At 61.1% G+C, this 16,974-nt stretch carries 16 protein-coding genes; 5 read left to right on the forward strand and 11 right to left on the reverse strand.

Going from position 1 to position 16,974, the window contains the following annotated elements; translation table 11 throughout:
• Positions 1-196: 196 nt before the first annotated feature.
• From CYD26_RS06060 to feaR, 3 genes are all read left to right on the forward strand, one after another.
• Positions 197-1,696 (forward strand): APC family permease, encoded by a 1,500-nt coding sequence (locus CYD26_RS06060; protein WP_065757821.1) that lies wholly within the window; start codon positions 197-199, stop codon positions 1,694-1,696.
• The gene (locus CYD26_RS06065) at positions 1,677-2,261 is read left to right on the forward strand and encodes a DUF3156 family protein (RefSeq protein ID WP_102052102.1); all 585 of its coding nucleotides are present in this window, start codon (positions 1,677-1,679) and stop codon (positions 2,259-2,261) included. The genes CYD26_RS06060 and CYD26_RS06065 overlap by 20 nt, the downstream gene beginning before the upstream one ends.
• Positions 2,262-2,374: 113 nt before the next feature.
• Positions 2,375-3,337: a transcriptional regulator FeaR gene (gene feaR / locus CYD26_RS06070; protein ID WP_102052103.1), complete on the forward strand. Its 963-nt coding sequence runs from the start codon at positions 2,375-2,377 to the stop codon at positions 3,335-3,337.
• A 259-nt stretch (positions 3,338-3,596) separates the two neighbouring features.
• On the opposite strand, the gene CYD26_RS06075 is transcribed toward feaR, so the two are convergent.
• Together CYD26_RS06075 and CYD26_RS06080 are read right to left on the reverse strand one after the other, a co-directional pair.
• Positions 3,597-3,962, reverse strand: coding sequence for a cupin domain-containing protein (locus tag CYD26_RS06075; protein WP_065757824.1), 366 nt, complete (start codon positions 3,960-3,962; stop codon positions 3,597-3,599).
• A gap of 33 nt (positions 3,963-3,995) precedes the next feature.
• On the reverse strand, positions 3,996-5,294 hold the full coding sequence (locus tag CYD26_RS06080) for an FAD-binding oxidoreductase (protein WP_102052104.1): 1,299 nt from the start codon (positions 5,292-5,294) through the stop codon (positions 3,996-3,998).
• Positions 5,295-5,630: 336 nt separating this feature from the next.
• On the opposite strand from CYD26_RS06080, the gene tyrS reads away from it, so the two are divergent.
• The gene (gene tyrS, locus CYD26_RS06085; protein WP_102052105.1) at positions 5,631-6,866 is read left to right on the forward strand and encodes a tyrosine--tRNA ligase; all 1,236 of its coding nucleotides are present in this window, start codon (positions 5,631-5,633) and stop codon (positions 6,864-6,866) included.
• Between the two features lie 65 nt (positions 6,867-6,931).
• Here tyrS and CYD26_RS06090 read toward each other — a convergent pair whose 3' ends face one another.
• The 9 genes from CYD26_RS06090 to CYD26_RS06130 all read right to left on the reverse strand — a co-directional run bounded on the left by CYD26_RS06090 (position 6,932) and on the right by CYD26_RS06130 (position 15,713).
• Complete coding sequence (locus CYD26_RS06090; protein WP_102052106.1) at positions 6,932-8,386, reverse strand: NAD-dependent succinate-semialdehyde dehydrogenase; 1,455 nt, start codon at positions 8,384-8,386, stop codon at positions 6,932-6,934.
• 15 nt (positions 8,387-8,401) lie between these two features.
• The gene (gene hpaI, locus CYD26_RS06095; protein WP_065757828.1) at positions 8,402-9,205 is read right to left on the reverse strand and encodes a 4-hydroxy-2-oxoheptanedioate aldolase; all 804 of its coding nucleotides are present in this window, start codon (positions 9,203-9,205) and stop codon (positions 8,402-8,404) included.
• A gap of 10 nt (positions 9,206-9,215) precedes the next feature.
• Positions 9,216-10,019 carry a 2-oxo-hept-4-ene-1,7-dioate hydratase gene (gene hpaH, locus CYD26_RS06100; protein ID WP_102052107.1) on the reverse strand — a complete coding sequence of 268 codons (804 nt, stop codon included), beginning with the start codon at positions 10,017-10,019 and terminating at the stop codon, positions 9,216-9,218.
• Between the two features lie 13 nt (positions 10,020-10,032).
• Positions 10,033-11,337 carry an MFS transporter gene (locus CYD26_RS06105; protein WP_102052108.1) on the reverse strand — a complete coding sequence of 435 codons (1,305 nt, stop codon included), beginning with the start codon at positions 11,335-11,337 and terminating at the stop codon, positions 10,033-10,035.
• Between the two features lie 46 nt (positions 11,338-11,383).
• On the reverse strand, positions 11,384-11,776 hold the full coding sequence (locus CYD26_RS06110; protein ID WP_065757831.1) for a 5-carboxymethyl-2-hydroxymuconate Delta-isomerase: 393 nt from the start codon (positions 11,774-11,776) through the stop codon (positions 11,384-11,386).
• Between the two features lie 55 nt (positions 11,777-11,831).
• Complete coding sequence (gene hpaD / locus CYD26_RS06115) at positions 11,832-12,689, reverse strand: 3,4-dihydroxyphenylacetate 2,3-dioxygenase (RefSeq protein WP_102052109.1); 858 nt, start codon at positions 12,687-12,689, stop codon at positions 11,832-11,834.
• Positions 12,690-12,808: 119 nt separating this feature from the next.
• Positions 12,809-14,269 carry a 5-carboxymethyl-2-hydroxymuconate semialdehyde dehydrogenase gene (gene hpaE, locus CYD26_RS06120; RefSeq protein WP_102052150.1) on the reverse strand — a complete coding sequence of 487 codons (1,461 nt, stop codon included), beginning with the start codon at positions 14,267-14,269 and terminating at the stop codon, positions 12,809-12,811.
• Between the two features lie 5 nt (positions 14,270-14,274).
• Positions 14,275-15,042 carry a fumarylacetoacetate hydrolase family protein gene (locus tag CYD26_RS06125; protein ID WP_102052110.1) on the reverse strand — a complete coding sequence of 256 codons (768 nt, stop codon included), beginning with the start codon at positions 15,040-15,042 and terminating at the stop codon, positions 14,275-14,277.
• Positions 15,043-15,053: 11 nt separating this feature from the next.
• On the reverse strand, positions 15,054-15,713 hold the full coding sequence (locus CYD26_RS06130; RefSeq protein ID WP_099774482.1) for a fumarylacetoacetate hydrolase family protein: 660 nt from the start codon (positions 15,711-15,713) through the stop codon (positions 15,054-15,056).
• 201 nt (positions 15,714-15,914) lie between these two features.
• Here CYD26_RS06130 and hpaA point away from each other — a divergent pair, with 201 nt between their 5' ends.
• Positions 15,915-16,817: a 4-hydroxyphenylacetate catabolism regulatory protein HpaA gene (gene hpaA, locus CYD26_RS06135; protein WP_102052111.1), complete on the forward strand. Its 903-nt coding sequence runs from the start codon at positions 15,915-15,917 to the stop codon at positions 16,815-16,817.
• Positions 16,818-16,974: the final 157 nt, after the last annotated feature.

The raw sequence follows: 16,974 nt of genomic DNA on the forward strand, positions 1-16,974 counted from the left end.
CGGTTGCAGGCAAGCGCTCGACCTTCATATGTGGCAGGCTGCAACAAAGACGACGGCAGCCACGGGCAAGACGATGAGCGGAGGCGAAGCGCACAGTGGACGTACACGGTGACAACCCGCACCTGGAAGGGGCGTTGCAGGTTGACGGGTTTTGTCGCCATTTATGTCACACACTGAAGTCAGGGGCATTATCCAGATGTCAATCAATAAAAAGCTCACCGAGCATCTGAATCGCGGCACCGTCGGATTTCCCACGGCACTGGCCAGTACGGTTGGTCTGATCATGGCCAGCCCGGTCATCCTGACCGCAACCATGGGCTTCGGGATTGGTGGCAGTGCCTTCGCCGTGGCCATGGTGATTGCCGCTGTCATGATGCTGGCTCAGTCTACGACCTTTGCCGAAGCGGCCTCGATCCTGCCAACCACCGGTTCGGTCTACGACTACATCAACTGCGGCATGGGGCGCTTTTTCGCCATTACCGGTACGCTTTCAGCCTACCTGATCGTCCATGTCTTCGCCGGTACCGCCGAGACCATCCTCTCAGGGGTCATGGCCCTGGTGAACTTTGAGCACCTCAATACCCTGGCCGAATCCGCCGGTGGCTCGTGGTTGCTGGGTGTGGCGTTCGTGATCGTGTTCGGCATTCTCAATGCCTTCGGCGTCAGCGCCTTCGGTCGTGCGGAGATCATCCTGACCTTCGGTATGTGGACCACCCTGATGGTGTTTGGCGTGCTTGGCCTGATTTCTGCGCCGGCAGTAGAGTTGGACGGCCTGTTCGGTGAGTCGTTGGTGGGCACCGACCTGATCACCATCCTGTCGCTGGTTGGCATGGCCATGTTCATGTTTGTCGGCTGCGAGTTTGTCACGCCGCTAGCCCCGGACCTGCGCAGGTCTGCCTCGGTGATGCCCAAGGCCATGGCCCTGGGGTTGCTGGGTGTGGCGTCGTGCATGTTCATCTATGGCGCGGCAATGAAGCGTCAGGTCGAGAACATTGTGCTTGATCCGGCCACCGGGCTGCACCTGCTGGACACGCCGATGGCCATTCCGAAGTTTGCGGCCCAGGTCATGGGTGACATTGGCCCGTTGTGGCTGGGTATCGGCTTCCTGTTCGCCGGCGCTGCGACCATCAATACCCTGATGGCCGGCGTACCGCGGATTCTCTACGGCATGGCGGTGGACGGTGCATTGCCCAAGGTGTTCACCTACCTGCATCCGCGCTTCAAGACGCCGCTGCTGTGCATCCTCGTCGCGGTACTGATTCCTTGCCTGCATGCCTGGTACCTGGGGGGTAACGCAGACAACATCCTGCACCTGGTACTGGCTGCGGTCTGCGCCTGGAGTACGGCCTACCTGCTGGTGACCCTGTCGGTGGTCATCCTGCGCATTCGCCGTCCTGACCTGCCACGTGCCTACCGCTCGCCGCTCTTCCCGCTGCCACAGATCCTCTCCAGTGTCGGTATCCTGCTGGGGATGTGGTTCATTACCCCGCCGGGCATGAACCCCGCCGACATCTACGTTCCATTCGGCATCATGCTGGCGGCCACGGCAGCCTATGCGCTGTTCTGGACACTGTGTGTGCAGAAGGTCAACCCGTTTGCCCCGGCACGGGTCGAAGACGTCCTGGCGGTGGAGTTCGCCAACGAGCCTGGCATTCACGTTAGCGGTCATGTCCATCATGCTAGCAAAGCTGTTTGACCTGTTCAGCGCCCAGCGGGCCCCGGCCGGTTATCGGCCTGGGGTCACCCTGGAGTTGCTGCGGCGTAACCTGGGAATACACCGTTTTCACCTGACGGAGACGGGCCGTGCCGAGTTCGATCTGGGCGCGGCGGGGCTGCGCGTGCAGGTCAGCGAGCGTACTCAAGCGCAGTTGCTGATGCATCTGGTCATGACCGAGTTCCGTCTCCAGGTGCCTGCCTTTGAACAGGGCAACGTCCACTTTGATCTGCACCATACTGGCTCGCTCAAGCGTACCGGTATTCGTTGCCGCTACCGCAGCGGCGACCGGACGCTGTTCGAGGCCGTGTCGAAGCGGCTGCTGGGCGACGCCAGGCTCAGCGCGGTGCTGATGCCGCTGGATTTCAAGCACCTGAGCATCGAGTACGCGCTCAACGGCTGGACGGTTACCCTGGAACACATGGGGGGCAGCGAAGTCGTCAACCGTATGCCTGCCTTTCGTCGCTACGTAAAATTCAGCAGCGAACAGAAAGTGCTGCTTGAGCATACGCTGACGGCTCTGCAACGGGTGTTACTGACACGTTAATCAAAGGGTGGCATGAATACTGCTCCACATTGCGTGATGGATTATGGTTGTGTGCTCATTGGTAACATGTTAACAATTTAGTCATAAAAATAAGTTCGCGTGTGGAGGTATTCATGAGCATCCCCCAGCTTGATGGCAACAGACTGGAGCGTTGGACCACAGCCATGCAAAGTGTCTGTGGCCGTTTCGAGACCGAGTTGGCGTTTAACCGGTCGCTGTTCATCGGTGAGATATCGACCAGCCTGCGGGCCGGCCTGCAACTGTCCAACCTGCGAACCAATGCAGGCAACATCAAGCGCTTCGGTGACAACCCTGACCGTGACGATGACCAGCATTGTTTCCTTGTCAGCCAGCGGACCGGTTATTCGCAAATCACTCAGGGGGGCGTCAAAATCCAGCTTGCGCCGGGTGAGATGCTGTTGATGGACTCTGTCGGCCCCTGCGAAATCACCCCGTTCGGTTTGATTGAACACACCTCGTTGTCGTTATCGCGCACTGAGGTACGCAAGCACCTGAAAGGCCAGGGTGAGACCTTTGGCAAAATTTCCTCCAGTAACGCGTGTGGCCGCATGTTGCATGTGTTGATGGATGAGCTGTGCAAGGACACCGATGAGCATTCCTCGGCCAATGCGCAAGGTGATGCGCTGCAGAGTGCCTTCATTTCGTTGCTCAGCCCGGGTTTCGAACGCGCTGACGCCAGTAGCACTTCGCTGACCGTCAATGGCGTCAACCTGCGCAGCTACGTGCAGAAGGTGATCGATGAATCACTGACCCAGCCAGGCTTGAGCCCGGCAAGCCTGGCCAGTCGCTTGAACATTTCGGTGCGCCATCTCTACCGTCTGTTTGAAGAGGAGGGCGACAGCGTTTGCCGCTACATTCAGCGTGCCCGCCTCAAGCGCAGCGCCGACGACCTTTCCAACCCGTTCCTGAAGACCGAATCGATTACCGCCATTGCCTACAAATGGGGGTTTACCGACTCGGCGCACTTCAGCCGCTCGTTCAAGAAGCAGTTCGAACAATCGCCGAAAGATTTTCGTGCTCACGTACTCAACGCCGCCACGGCTGGCACGGCGTAACCGATAACCTGATCACTCGATAGCACGTTTACCCAGGACGTCCGTATGTCGTCGGCAAGCTCGGTGTTCACTACCTACCTTTCGGTCGGTAGTGTCATTGGGTGAGCCGGTACGGCAGTGAGTGCGCAGCGCTTGCATCGTTGGCAAGCCAACTCCCACAAAGGGGCGCCGCAGTCTGTGAAGGCGGCTACGTTGGCTTGAAAAAGCAAACCCCCGCTGAAAGCGAGGGTTTGTTGGTGAAGGGGAGCCTTGAGACGGGTCAGACGACCGCGAAGTAGTGCTTCACAAAGCTCTCGCTGACGACTTCCCAGAGCACCGGGGTGCCCTTGGTCACGAACCAGCTGTCGCCGGCTTTGTAGCGCGTGCTCTGGCCGGTGGACTCATCGGTGAGCAGCACTTCGCCGGTGACGACCACGGCCTGTTCGTTGAATGGGTAGACCATGCGGAACTTGCCTTGGGTCGTGCCGAAGTAGGCGCTGCTAACCGGATCGGTCGGTGCCCCGAAGGTCATTTTGCCGAAGGCTTTGACTTCGCCTTCCAGAATCTCGGAACCCAGGTCGGCAACGGTGCCCCAGGCGTCGAGTTCGGACAGCGCAATGTTGTTCTGTACAGTTGTAAGGGTCATGGCAGTGCTCCAGTGAGTGAACGATAAGGGGTTTCAACGACGGCCGTTGAAGTAGCCGGACAGCTGATGCAGGCTTTTGCCGGCCGTCAGCAGCAGGGGGCGAATGTGGTCTTTGCCGAGGATCTGGGCGTGTTTGACCGAGCTGATCAGGTCGTAACGCGATGAACCTTCGCTCATGCCCTCGGCGAGGATTTTGCAAATGATGTGGCTCGGGGTGACGCCGAAGCCCGAGTAGCCTTGTACATAGAACGCATTCGGGCGGCCGCTGAGTGTGCCGATCTGCGGGAACAGGTTGGCGCCGGTGGCCATTGGGCCGCCCCAGGCCAGGTCGATCTGCACGTCCTTCAGGTACGGGAAGATCTTCAGCATCAGGTTGCGGTTCCAGGCCTTCAGGTCCTTGGGGATGTGTTCGATGAACGGTGTGGCGGCACCGAACAGCAGGCGGTTCTCGTTGGTGACCCGGTAGTAGTCGATGACTGGGCGAATATCGCTGTAGGCACCGCGGATCGGGCTGATGCGCCGGATCAATTCGTCGGACAGCGGCTCGGTCATCAGTTGGAACGCGTAGGTGTTGATGGTGCGTGCGTGCAACTCTGGTTCCAGCTTGTTGAGGAAGCTGTCGCAGGCCCACAGCAGCTTGCGCGCTTTCACCGAGCCGCGCCCGGTACGCACGGTGATCTGCTCGCCGTAGCTTACTTCCAGGGCCGGGCTATGCTCGAAAATACGTGCGCCCAGGCCGACCAGCGCCTTGGCCTCACCGAGCAACAGGTTCAGCGAGTGCACATGGCCGCCGCCCATGTGCAGCAGGGCGCTGCTGTAGGCGTCCGAGCCGATGATCTGCTTGACCTCGGCGCCGGCCAGGAAGCGGATTTCGTCCTTGCTGTTGATCGATTTGAAGTCTTTCTCCCAGGCACGCAGGGTTTTTTCCTGGCGGGCGTTGAAGCCCATGTAGCCATAGCCGTGGCAGAAGTCTGCGTCGATGGCGTACTTGGCAATACGGTCCTTGATGATCCCGGCGCCCAGTTCGCTGATCTCGAAGATCTCGCGCAGGCCTTGCTCGCCGACACTGCTCTTGATCTTCTCCAGGTCGTGCCCGATCCCGGCCATGATCTGCCCGCCATTGTGGCCCGTACCGCCAAAGCCCAGGTAGCGTGCCTCCAGCACCACAACGTTGGTGATGCCTTTTTCGGCCAGTTCCAGCGCAGTGTTGATGCCGGAGAAACCGCCGCCAATCACGACGACGTCCGCTTCAATGTCACTTTCCAGCGTCGGGAAACTGAGGTTGTATTTCTTGGTAGCCGAGTAGTACGTAGGCGTTTCGATAGTGATCATGGCGCAGCCTGAACGGTTGAATTGGCACGACGGCAGGGCTTTTCGCAAGCGCTGTCCCCTGGGGCCTATTAAGTTCCTAACGAGCGGTAGGTGTCTTGACTCTGCGTGCCGACGGCTTTGATCTGGCCTGCCAGCGCAGGCGTTTCAGGCCGGGCCGCTTGACGGCAGCCCTTGCATTTCGGATGATCGTTTCATGAATACATTAATGACCTGTCGCAGCGACTATTACGGCTACCCGCTCACCCCATGAGGCGGTAGTTGCTGCGTGCACCCGATCCGCCTGAGGCGAATCGGATAGTGCTCCCTTCTCCTCGGGCCTTACCCCTGGAGACAGCAATGAACGACACCCAAGACCGTTTGATCGACCACCTGCAGGCGCGGGGCTTTATTCACCAGAGTACCGACCTGGAAGCCTTGCGCACGCACTTGGCCACTGGGTCAAGAACGATCTACCTCGGCTTTGATGCCACCGCCGACAGCCTGCACGTAGGCCACCTGCAAGGCCTGATGCTGATGCGCTGGCTACAGAAGGCCGGGCACCGGCCGATCCTGTTGATCGGTGGCGCCACGACCCGTATCGGTGACCCGAGCTTTCGTGACGAGAGCCGGCCGATCCTCAGCGAAGCGCAGATCCAGGCCAATATCGCTGGCATTACCCGCACTTTTGGCCGTTACCTGAACCTGGGAGAGGGCGCTGGTTTTGTCGTCGATAACGCCCAATGGCTCGATGGCATTGGTTACCTGCAGTTTCTGGATCAGGTGGGGCGCTACTTCTCCATCAATCGTTTGCTGACCTTCGACGCGGTTCGCCAGCGCCTGGAGCGCGAGCATTCATTGTCGTTTCTTGAGTTCGGCTACACCCTGCTGCAGGCCCACGACTTTACCGAGCTGGCGCGCCAGTACGATTGCACGGTGCAACTGGGCGGTGCTGACCAGTGGGCCAACATCATCAATGGTGTGGAGCTGGGGCGTCGTCGTGACAATCGCCAGCTGTTTGGCCTGACCATGCCGCTGTTGACCAGCAGCGATGGCAAGAAAATGGGCAAGTCGGTCAGTGGCGCGGTGTGGTTGGACGGTAGCCGCCTGGCACCGTTCGATTTCTGGCAGTTCTGGCGCAACTGTGATGACCGCGATGTCGGGCGCTTCCTGGCGCTGTTCACCGAGCTGCCGCTGGAGGAGATTCAGGCGCTCACGGCGCAGGGCGGTGCCGCGTTGAATCAGGCGAAGTGCGTATTGGCTGACCACGCCACGGCGCTGGCCCATGGCGAGGCGGCGGCACAGCAAGCCCATGCGGCGGCAACTGCCGTATTTGCCCACGGTGAGGCGGCGGAGCTGACCACGCTGAATATTTCGCGCGCCCAGGTGCAGGCGGGTATCACCCTGGCCGAGCTGCTGGTCGAGACGGGCTTGCAGGCATCACGCTCAGCGGCACGTCGTTTGGCCGAGGGGCGTGGGCTGCGGCTGGATGGGGAGCTGGTTGAGTCGGCTGAGCGGGAAATGGACCGGCAGGCCAGCCAATGGCGGGTGAGCCTGGGCAAGAAACGCCATTTCGACATCAAGGTGGTGGGCTGACGCGAGCGGGGTTTAGCTGAAACACGGCCTGCTCAGCAGGCCGTGTTGGTCAACGAACCTGGCCGTTACTTGATACCCAGGCACATGTACTTTTGCTCGATGTAGTCATCAATGCCGTACTTGGAGCCTTCGCGGCCCAGGCCGGACTGCTTGATGCCGCCGAAGGGGGCCACTTCGGTGGAGATCAGCCCTTCGTTGACGCCGACCATGCCATATTCCAGCGCCTCGCTGACGCGCCAGGCACGACCGAGGTCGCGGGTATAGAGGTAGGAGGCCAGGCCGAACTCGGTGTCGTTGGCCATGGCGATGGCTTCTGCTTCGGTGTCGAAGCGGAAGATCGGTGCCAGTGGCCCGAAGGTTTCGTCACGGGCCACCAGCATCTGCGGGGTTACATCGCCCAGCACGGTGGGCTCGAAGAAGTTGCCGCCCAAGGTATGGGGCTTGCCGCCGGCGAGCAGCGTCGCGCCTTTGCCCAGCGCATCGTTGATGTGTTCTTCGACCTTGGTCACCGCCTTGGCATTGATCAAGGGGCCTTGCTGGACGCCGTCGGTATCGGCACTGCCAACCTTGAGCGCCTTGACGGCGCTCGCGAGGCGTTCGCTGAAGGCCTCGTAGATGCTGTTCTGGACCAGAATACGGTTGGTGCAGACGCAGGTTTGCCCGGTGTTGCGGAACTTGGAGCCGATCACGCCTTCAACAGCTGCATCCAGGTCGGCATCGTCAAAGACGATAAAGGGCGCATTGCCGCCCAGTTCCAGGCTGACTTTCTTGATGGTTTCAGCGCATTGCGCCATCAACAGCTTGCCGATACCGGTCGAGCCGGTGAACGAGAGCTTCTGCACCAGCGGGTTACCGGTCAGCTCCGCACCGATCTCGCGCGAGCGGGTGCCAGGCACAATGTTCAGCACGCCTGCAGGAATACCGGCACGCTCGCCCAACTCGGCCAGCGCCAGTGCCGACAATGGGGTTTCCGAGGCCGGTTTGACGATAACGGTGCAGCCTGCCGCCAAGGCCGGGCCGACCTTGCGGGTGATCATGGCGTTGGGGAAGTTCCACGGGGTAATCGCGGCGACGACGCCAATCGGCTGCTTGATGACCAGCAGGCGACGGCCTGGCTTGTCGTGAGGAATGACGTCGCCATAGACCCGTTTGGCCTCTTCGGCGAACCATTCGATAAAGCTGGCGCCATAGGCAATTTCGCCACGGCTTTCTGCCAGCGGCTTACCCTGTTCCCAGCTCAGCAGGCGCGCCAGGTCTTCCTGGTTGGCCATGATCAGCTCGAACCATTTACGCAGAATCGTGCTGCGCTCTTTAGCGGTTTTGTCGCGCCAAGCCGGCAGGGCCGCATGAGCGGCGTCGATGGCGCGGGCGGTTTCGGCCTGGCCGAGTGAACTGACGGTGGCGATGATTTCGCCGTTGGCCGGGTTGCTCACGCTGAAGCGGGCATGGTCGTCCGCCTCAAGCCATTGGCCGTTGACGTAGGCGTGCTCGCGCAGCAGTTTCAAGTCGTTGAGTGTCATGGTCATGCTCAGCAGTTAGTAGACGCTGCCGCCCGCGCTGGTGGGCGCGGCGCAGCCTTTGAATTTGCCGGCCAGGGCCTGCAGGCCACGCATCAGCACGGTGGTGTCGACGCCGACGGCGACGAAGGCTGCGCCCAGTTCGATGTAGCGTCGGGCGAGTGCTTCGTCAGCGCTCAGAATGCCGGCGGCTTTGCCAGCCTGCTGGATCCGCACGATGGCGTCTTCGATGGCCGCCTGGACTTCGGGGTGGCCAGGGTTGCCACGATGGCCCAGTGAGGCACTGAGGTCGGCCGGGCCGATGAACACGCCGTCGACGCCGTCGACCGCTGCGATGGCGTCCAGGTTGGCCAGGCCTTCACGGTTTTCGATCTGCACCAGCAGGCACATCTGCTGGTCGGCGTGATCCAGGTAGCCGGGAATGCTGTTCCAGCGCGAGGCGCGGGCCAGGGCGCTGCCAACCCCGCGAACCCCCTGCGGCGGGTAGTGGATGGCGCGGACCAGTTCGCGCGCCTGCTCGGCGCTTTCGACCATGGGCACCAGCAAGGTCTGGGCGCCGATGTCCAGCACCTGCTTGATCAGGGCGGTATCGCCGATCACCGGGCGAATGATCGGTTGGCTCGGGTAGGGCGCCACGGCTTGCAATTGGCCGAGCATGCCGCGCAGGTCATTCGGGGCGTGTTCGCCATCGATCAGCAACCAGTCGAAACCGGCATTGGCCGCCAGCTCCGCGCAATAGGCATCGGCCAGGCCGAGCCACAGGCCGATCTGGGCTTCGCCACTTTTCAGGCGTTGCTTGAAGGTATTGATGGGCATGTCCATGGGCTGCTCCTCAGACAAAACGGCAAGCGATAGAGCCGAGCATGTCGTAGTCGACATGGAAGGTATCGCCTGGGTTGGCGGCAACCGGACGGGTGAATGAGCCGCCAAGAATGATCTGACCGGCTTCCAGGGTGACGTCATACGGCGCCAGTTTGTTTGCCAGCCATGCCACGCCCTTGGCTGGGTGGTTGAGTACGGCCGCAGATACGCCGGACTCCTCGATCACGCCATTGCGGTAGAGCACGGCAGGTACCTTGCGCAGGTCGATCTCGGTCGGGCGCACGGCCCGCCCGCCCACGACCACGCCGGCGTTGGCGGCGTTATCGGAGATGGTGTCGAAGACCTTGCGGGTGGCCTTGGTCTGCGGGTCGATCTGTTGAATGCGCGCGTCGATGATTTCCAGTGCCGGGATTACCCACTCGGTGGCGTCGAGCACGTCGAACACGCTGACGTTCGGGCCTTTGAGCGGTTTACCGAGGATGAACGCGAGCTCCACCTCGACCCGAGGCACGATGAAGCGGTCGAAGGGAATGTCACTGCCTTCTTCGAACATCATGTCATCGAGCAGGGCGCCGTAGTCCGGTTCGGTGATGTTCGAGGACACTTGCATGGCCCGTGAGGTCAGGCCGATCTTGTGTCCGACCAGCTTGCGACCGTCCTTGATCTTCTGCGCTACCCAGGCGCGCTGGATGGCATAGGCGTCTTCGATGGTGATGGCCGGGTGTTCGAGCGAGAACTGGCGGACTTGTTCGCGCGAGCGTTCGGCACGGTCGAGTTGGGCAGCGGCTTGCAGAATCAGGCTGTTGTCAAGCATGGAAAAGGCTCTCTTACTGTGGATTAACGATGGCAGCCCGGGTGCGCAGCACCAGGAAACCGCCCAGAGCGATGAACAACGCCAGTACATACAAGGCCAGGTTGGCGCTGTGCGTGGTGTCGCGCATCCAGCCGATCAGGTAAGGCGCAAGAAACGAGGCGATGCTGCCGAACGAACTGATCAGGGCGATGCCGGCGGCCTGGGTACTGTTGGAAAGAAATGCCGGTGGCAACTGCCAGAACATCGGCAAGGCGGCACTGGCCCCCATACCGGCGACAACCAGACCACTGAGCACCATGACCGGATTGGTGGGTGCCAGGCCGGCGACTGCGATCCCCAGTGCCGACATCAGCAGCGGTACGCACAGGTGCCAGCGGCGTTCCCGGTGACGGTCCGAAGAGCGTCCGCAGGCGATCATGAACAGGCAGCCGAACAGGTAGGGCACGGCGCTGAGCAGGCCGACCTTGCCGTCGCTGCCGATGCCGGCACCGTGAATCAAGGTGGGCATCCAGAACGCCAGCGTGTTGACCGCCAGCATCACTGCGAAGTACACGGCGACCAGTAGCCAGACCTGCGAGTCCTTGAGGATGCCGGAGAACGAAGTGATCGACTTGCGTTGCTCTTCATGGCTGAGCTGTTCGCGCAACTGACGTTTCTGCGCGTCGGACAGCCAGTTCACGGTCTCGAAACTGTCAGGCAGGCACTTGAGTACGATCAGGCCCAGCAGTACGACAGGCGCGCCTTCGATCAGGAACATCCACTGCCAGCCACGCAGCCCGGCAAACTCATGGAAACGCTCGAGGATGCCACCCGACAGTGGGCCGCCAATCACCCCGGCCATCGGTACGGCAATGGCGAACAAGGCGGTGACCTGCGCACGGCGCCCGGCCGGGTACCAACGGTTGAGAAAGACCAGGATGCCGGGGAAGAAGCCTGCTTCGGCTACGCCCAGCAGGAAGCGCAGTACGTAGAACCCGCTCGCGCTGTCGATCCACAGCATGCCGGTGGAGAGCATGCCCCAGACCACCATCAGGGTGGCGATCCAGCGGCGCGGGCCAACCCGGTCCAGGGCCATGTTGCTGGGTACGCCGAACAGTGCGTAGGCGACAAAGAACAGGCCTGCGCCGAAACCGTAGACGGTATCGCTGAAGTGCAGGTCGGTGCTCATCTGCATCTTGGCGAAGCCAATGTTGATGCGGTCGAGGTGGGCAAACAGGTAACAAATCAGCAGCAGGGGCATCAGTCGCCAGGTGACGATGCTGTGGGTACGGTCCTGGGTAGCGGCGGTGATGCCTTGAACGCTATGGGCTGTGTTCATGATCTTGTGCTTTTTATTAGAGAGATCAGGGGTAAAGGCAACGAGGTCAGTTGCCTTGTGATTTGAGGAACGCGTGGACGTTGTTTTCCTTGAAGTTCAGGACCTCGTGCAGCTCGATCATCTCGAAGGACAAGGCCAGCAGGCGTTCGGCCTGCAGGGGCGCAAAGTGCGCCTTGATCACCTCGAACAGGGCTTCGGCGACACGCTGGCGGGTGGCCAGGTCCCGGCCATGGCCGACTTTCAGGGTCATGTGCACGAAGGCATAGTCATGCTTGCCATCGGCCATGCGCCAGGTGTCCAGGCGAACGGCACGGCTGCGGATGCCGCCCAGTGGGAACACGCCACTGGCGCCCAAGGTGGCATGAACCTTCTCGAACAGGCCGGGCAGGTCAGCCTGCTCTTCGAGGTTGTCGGTGTACTCGGCAATGAAATGCGGCATGGGAACTCCTCTGCGCCGGGCAGCCTTGAGCCTGTTGCTCAAGGCTTGCGCTACGTTAAACCGGGAAGATGGCGTTGATTTGGCCGGTACCAGAGCTGCCGAACGGCTCGGTGAGCACCTCGACAGGCTTGTTGTAGTTGGCACCACCGAGCAGGCCCAGGAGCATCGCGGTGTCATGCATGCCGCCTTCGCCAAAGCAGTGCGCGGCGTAGTCCGGGAGCATGGCGCAGAACTCCTTGAAGCGGCCTTGCTTCCACAGTTCGACCACGCGCATGTCCATCTGCTTGTCGAACTCGCGGGTCCAGTTGTGGATGTTCGCTTCAGCGTTGCGGTCGTCCGAGAAACGGTGTGACAACGAGCCGGAGGCCAGCACCAGTACCTTGCGGTCGCTCTTTTCAATGGCCCGGCGTACGGCGGCGCCGAATGTGAAGCTGTCTTCCAGGCGATGCCAGGCGCACCAGGCCGCAACCGAAACGACGTTGAATTTCTGTTCGTCCGGAACGTCCATGTGCATGTAGCGCATGGGCACCAGGGTGCCGTACTCCAGCTCCAGGCTTGGAATGTTGTGGGCCAGGGTGCGCACGTCGGCGGCATTTGCCTCGGCGGCGATCAGTTCACCCAGTTCCGGGCAGCCAGGGTACTCAAAGTGCATGTCCTTGATGAAATGCGGCAGCTCGTTGCTGGTGTAGATACCCTTGAAGTGTTCGCCACAGTTGACGTGGTAGGCACTGTTGACCAGCCAGTGCACATCGAACACGACGGCGGTATCGGCGCCCAATTCGCGTGCGCGGCGGCCAATCTCCTTGTGGCCGGCGATGGCGGCTTCACGGCAGCCATGGTGTTTGCCCGGCAGTTCGGAAAGGTACATCGATGGCACATGACAGACTTTGGCTGCCAGGACGACTTCGCCCATGATGAAACTCCTGAAAATTGTTCTTGTTGTGCGTTGTAGGAGCCGGCCTTGCCGACGCGGTGCTCACCCTATACAGGGTGCTGTCGTTATCGCCAACAACGGCGGCTCCCGTGCGGGTATCAGACGCCCCAGCGTGGAATGTGGTGGCTGCCCATGGAAATGCACACGTTCTTGATCTCGGCGAACACTTCGAAGCTGTACTGACCGCCTTCGCGACCGGTACCGGAACCTTTCACGCCGCCGAACGGCTGGCGCAGGTCACGCACGTTCTGGCTGTTGATGAAGACCATGCCCGCTTCGATGCCACGCGCCAGGCGGTGGGCCTTGCCGATGTCCTGGGTCCAGATGTAGGAGGCCAGGCCGTACTCGGTGTCGTTGGCCAGTTGCAGTGCTTCGGCCTCGTCCTTGAACGGGATCAGGCAGACCACAGGGCCGAAGATCTCTTCCTGGGCGATGCGCATCTTGTTGTTCACGTCCGCGAATACCGTCGGCTGGATGAACTGGCCGCGGCTCAGGTGCGCCGGCAGGTTGGCCGGGCGCTCCAGGCCACCGGCGAGCAGGGTGGCGCCTTCTTCGATACCGATCTTGATGTAGCCGGTGACCTTGTCGTAGTGGGCTTGAGTGATCATCGAGCCTAGTTGGGTTTTCGGGTCTTGCGGGTCGCCGACAATCAGGCGCTTGGCACGGGCGGCGAACTCGGCAACGAATTGCGGGTACACGCTTTCCTGGATGAAGATCCGGCTGCCCGCGGTGCAGCGCTCGCCGTTCAGCGAGAAGATGGTGAACAGTGCCGCATCCAGTGCGCGCTCAAGGTCGGCATCTTCAAAAATCAGCGCCGGCGACTTGCCGCCCAGCTCCATGGAGTACTTCTTCAAACCGGCGGTCTGCATGATCTTCTTGCCGGTGGCGGTGCCGCCGGTGAAGGAGATGGCGCGCACATCCGGGTGACGAACCAGGGCGTCGCCTGCGGTGGCACCGTAGCCCTGGATCACGTTCAGCACGCCGTTGGGAATGCCGGCTTCAACGGCCAGGCGACCCAGCTCGTTGGCGGTCAGTGGCGACAGTTCGCTCATCTTCAGGACGGCGGTGTTGCCCAGTGCCAGGCACGGCGCCGTCTTCCAGGTGGCGGTCATGAACGGCACGTTCCACGGCGACACCAGGCCGCATACACCCACTGGCTGGTACAGGGTGTAGTTGAGCATCTGGTCGTCGACCGGATAGGTGTGACCGTCCATGCGGGTGCAGACTTCAGCGAAGAAATCGAAGTTGTGCGAGGCGCGCGGGATCAGCACGTTCTTGGTCTGGTGAATCGGCAGGCCGGTATCCAGGGTTTCCAGTTCGGCCAGGTGTGGGACGTTCTGCTCGATCAGCTCACCGAGTTTGCGCATCAACCGCGCACGTTCCTTGGCCGGGGTGTTGGCCCACTTCGGGAACGCTTCCTTGGCGGCGGCAACGGCCTGCGCGACTTCTTCAGCACCACCACTGGCGACTTCACCGATGGCCTCGCCGGTGGCCGGGTTGTAGTTGACGAAGGTGTCTTTGCTCTCGACCTCGCGGCCGTTGATCCAGTGTTTGATCATGGTGTTCAAGCCTTTTTGTTCTTGAAGAAGTCAGCTTCACTGACAATGCGGTTGACCAGGCTACCGACGCCCTCGACTTCAACTACCACCTCATCGCCTGGCACGACATCGGCCAGGCCTTCAGGTGTGCCGGTGGCGATCATGTCGCCCGGCTGCAGGGTCATGAAGCTGGAGAAGTATTCGATCAGGTAGGGAATGTCGAAAATCATGTCCCGGGTGCTGCCTTCCTGTTTCAACTCGCCGTTGATCCAGGTGCGCAGTGTCAGGTTGCTTGGGTCTGGTACGTCCGCCACATCGACGATCCATGGGCCGACCGGGGTGGTGGCATCACGGTTCTTCACCCGCAGGTTGGGGCGGTAGTAGTTCTCGAGGTAGTCGCGGATCGCGTAGTCGTTGCACACGGTGTAGCCGGCCAGGTACGCCAGGGCGTCTTCGCGCTTGACGTTGCGTGCCGGTTTGCCGATCACAGCCACCAGTTCGCACTCGTAGTGCATGTAGGCGACGTTGTCCGGGCGCCAGGTGGTCTGTTTATGGCCGGTATAGGTGCCGGGCGACTTGATGAAGGCCAGTGGCTCGGTCGGCGGTGCGAAAGCCAGCTCGGCGGCGTGGTCGGCATAGTTCAGGCCCAGGGCGAACATGCTGCCGGTGGCCGGTGGCAGCCACTCGACCTGGTCTTCGTTGATACGGCGACCATCGGCCAGGTGCAGGACGTTGTCGGCGTCGACCGTGGCGAGGTGAACCTCGTCTTCAAAGCGGATACGGGCGTGTTTCATGAGGGCTCCTCTTACTCGGCCACGATGTGGTTAACGAGGCGGCCCAGGCCGCTGATTTCGACTTCGACGCGGTCGCCAGGCAGTACATCGACACGGCCTTCAGGGGTGCCGGTGATCAGCAGGTCGCCTTCATGCAGGGTCATGAACTCGCTGAGTTCGGCAATCAGCTGTGCCACCGAGCGGACACAGTTGGCGGTGCTGTTGGACTGGCGCAGTTCACCGTTGACCCAGAGCTTGATATCGAGCGTCTGAGGGTTGGCAACCTGCGAGGTCGGCACCAGCTCCGGGCCGAACGAGCAGAAACCATCACGGCATTTGGCTTTCACGGCAGGGCGGTAGTAGCTGTCTTCCGGAAGGCTGAATTCGTTGACGATGGTGTAGCCGGCCACATAGTCCAGCGCATCTTCGACACTGACGCGGCTGGCGTCCTTGCCAATGACCACGCCCAGCGCGGGGCCTGGTTGCAGGTGCTCGATGCCTTGGGGGTAAACCACTGCATGGTCATGCTGGTTACGGGTGTTGGGGGTCTTGATGAACAACACCGGTTTGACCGGCGGTTGCTTGTAGGGCGGCTCGTTAAAGGCGGCGAGGTGCTGATTCAGCAGCCCCTGATAGTTCAGTGCAACGCCGAACAAGGTGCCGGTCGCAACGTCATGCAGGGCACGGCTCATGCTTTTCTCCTGGCAGGGGCAGGACATGGGCTGCCCTGCGTCTATTTGTTAATGTGTTATCGTTATAATTAATATGTTAACGACCGTCAAGGTATTTGCCATCGCGCCGGCCTTTACCGTGGCAGTGGTACGATGGGCAAACGCCGCGTGACTTGCGAACAGGTCCAGCGTGGCGACCAAGAACAGCATGAGTAGCCCGCGATGAAAGATCGCCATCCGATTCCAAACATCAACATCGGCAAGGTGTACGACCAGCGCTACAGCGACAGCGAAGTGCATTACGACAAGCTGGGTAATCTCGCCGGCTTTTTCGGCCGCAACATGCCGGTGCACCGGCACGACCGTTTTGTTCAGGTGCACTACGTCAAGAGCGGTACGGTGCGGGTTTATCTGGATGACCAGCAGTACGTGGAGGCGGGGCCGATGTTCTTCCTCACGCCGCCGACCATTCCGCACTCGTTTGTCACCGAAGCCGATGCCGATGGCCATGTCCTGACCGTGCGCCAGCAATTGGTCTGGCAACTGATGGAGGCAGAGCCCGGCTTGATTCTGGGGCCGCGTTTGCCGGCTGCCTGCGTGGCCCTCGGTCGGCTGTCGGGGCCGTACCAGGACGAGGCGCGTCGCCTGGAGTTCCTGTTCGAGACATTGCGCGAAGAAAACAGTCAGTCGCTGCCCGGCCACGCTTCGGCATTGTCGAGCCTGACGCGCTTGATCATGATCAGCCTGTTGCGGCTGTGCGCCAATTCGCTTGAGGCAACACCGGCTCGGCACGAAGACTTGCAGATCTTCCACCGCTTCAATGAGTTGATCGAGCGCCACTACCGCGAGCACTGGGCGCTGTCGGCCTATGCTTCGGCCATCGGCGTGACCGAGGCGCGGCTCAATGACGTATGCCGACGCATCGCTGACTTGCCGTCCAAGCGCTTGGTGCTGGAGCGGGTCATGCAGGAGGCGAAGCGGCTGTTGTTGTTTACCGGCAGTTCGGCCAACGAGATCTGTTATCAGCTGGGCTTCAAGGATCCGGCGTACTTCAGCCGGTTTTTCCAGCGTTACGCGCAAATCACGCCAGGCGAGTACCGGCAGCGTCAGGTGGGCTTGCGATAGGGAGTGCATGGCGCCTCTGCCTTTTTTATTGGCCGATGGTGGCGCCTGCAGGGCTGCGCGGAAATGGCTTTTCCGGGTGATGTATTGCACTTTTCATGACGGGTAGGCGGTAGGGCTCTTCAGTTGCATAGTTAATATGCTAACGTTCTCATCCCTG

This window comes from Pseudomonas sp. FFUP_PS_473 (assembly GCF_002858665.1).
Taxonomy (GTDB): domain Bacteria; phylum Pseudomonadota; class Gammaproteobacteria; order Pseudomonadales; family Pseudomonadaceae; genus Aquipseudomonas; species Aquipseudomonas defluvii.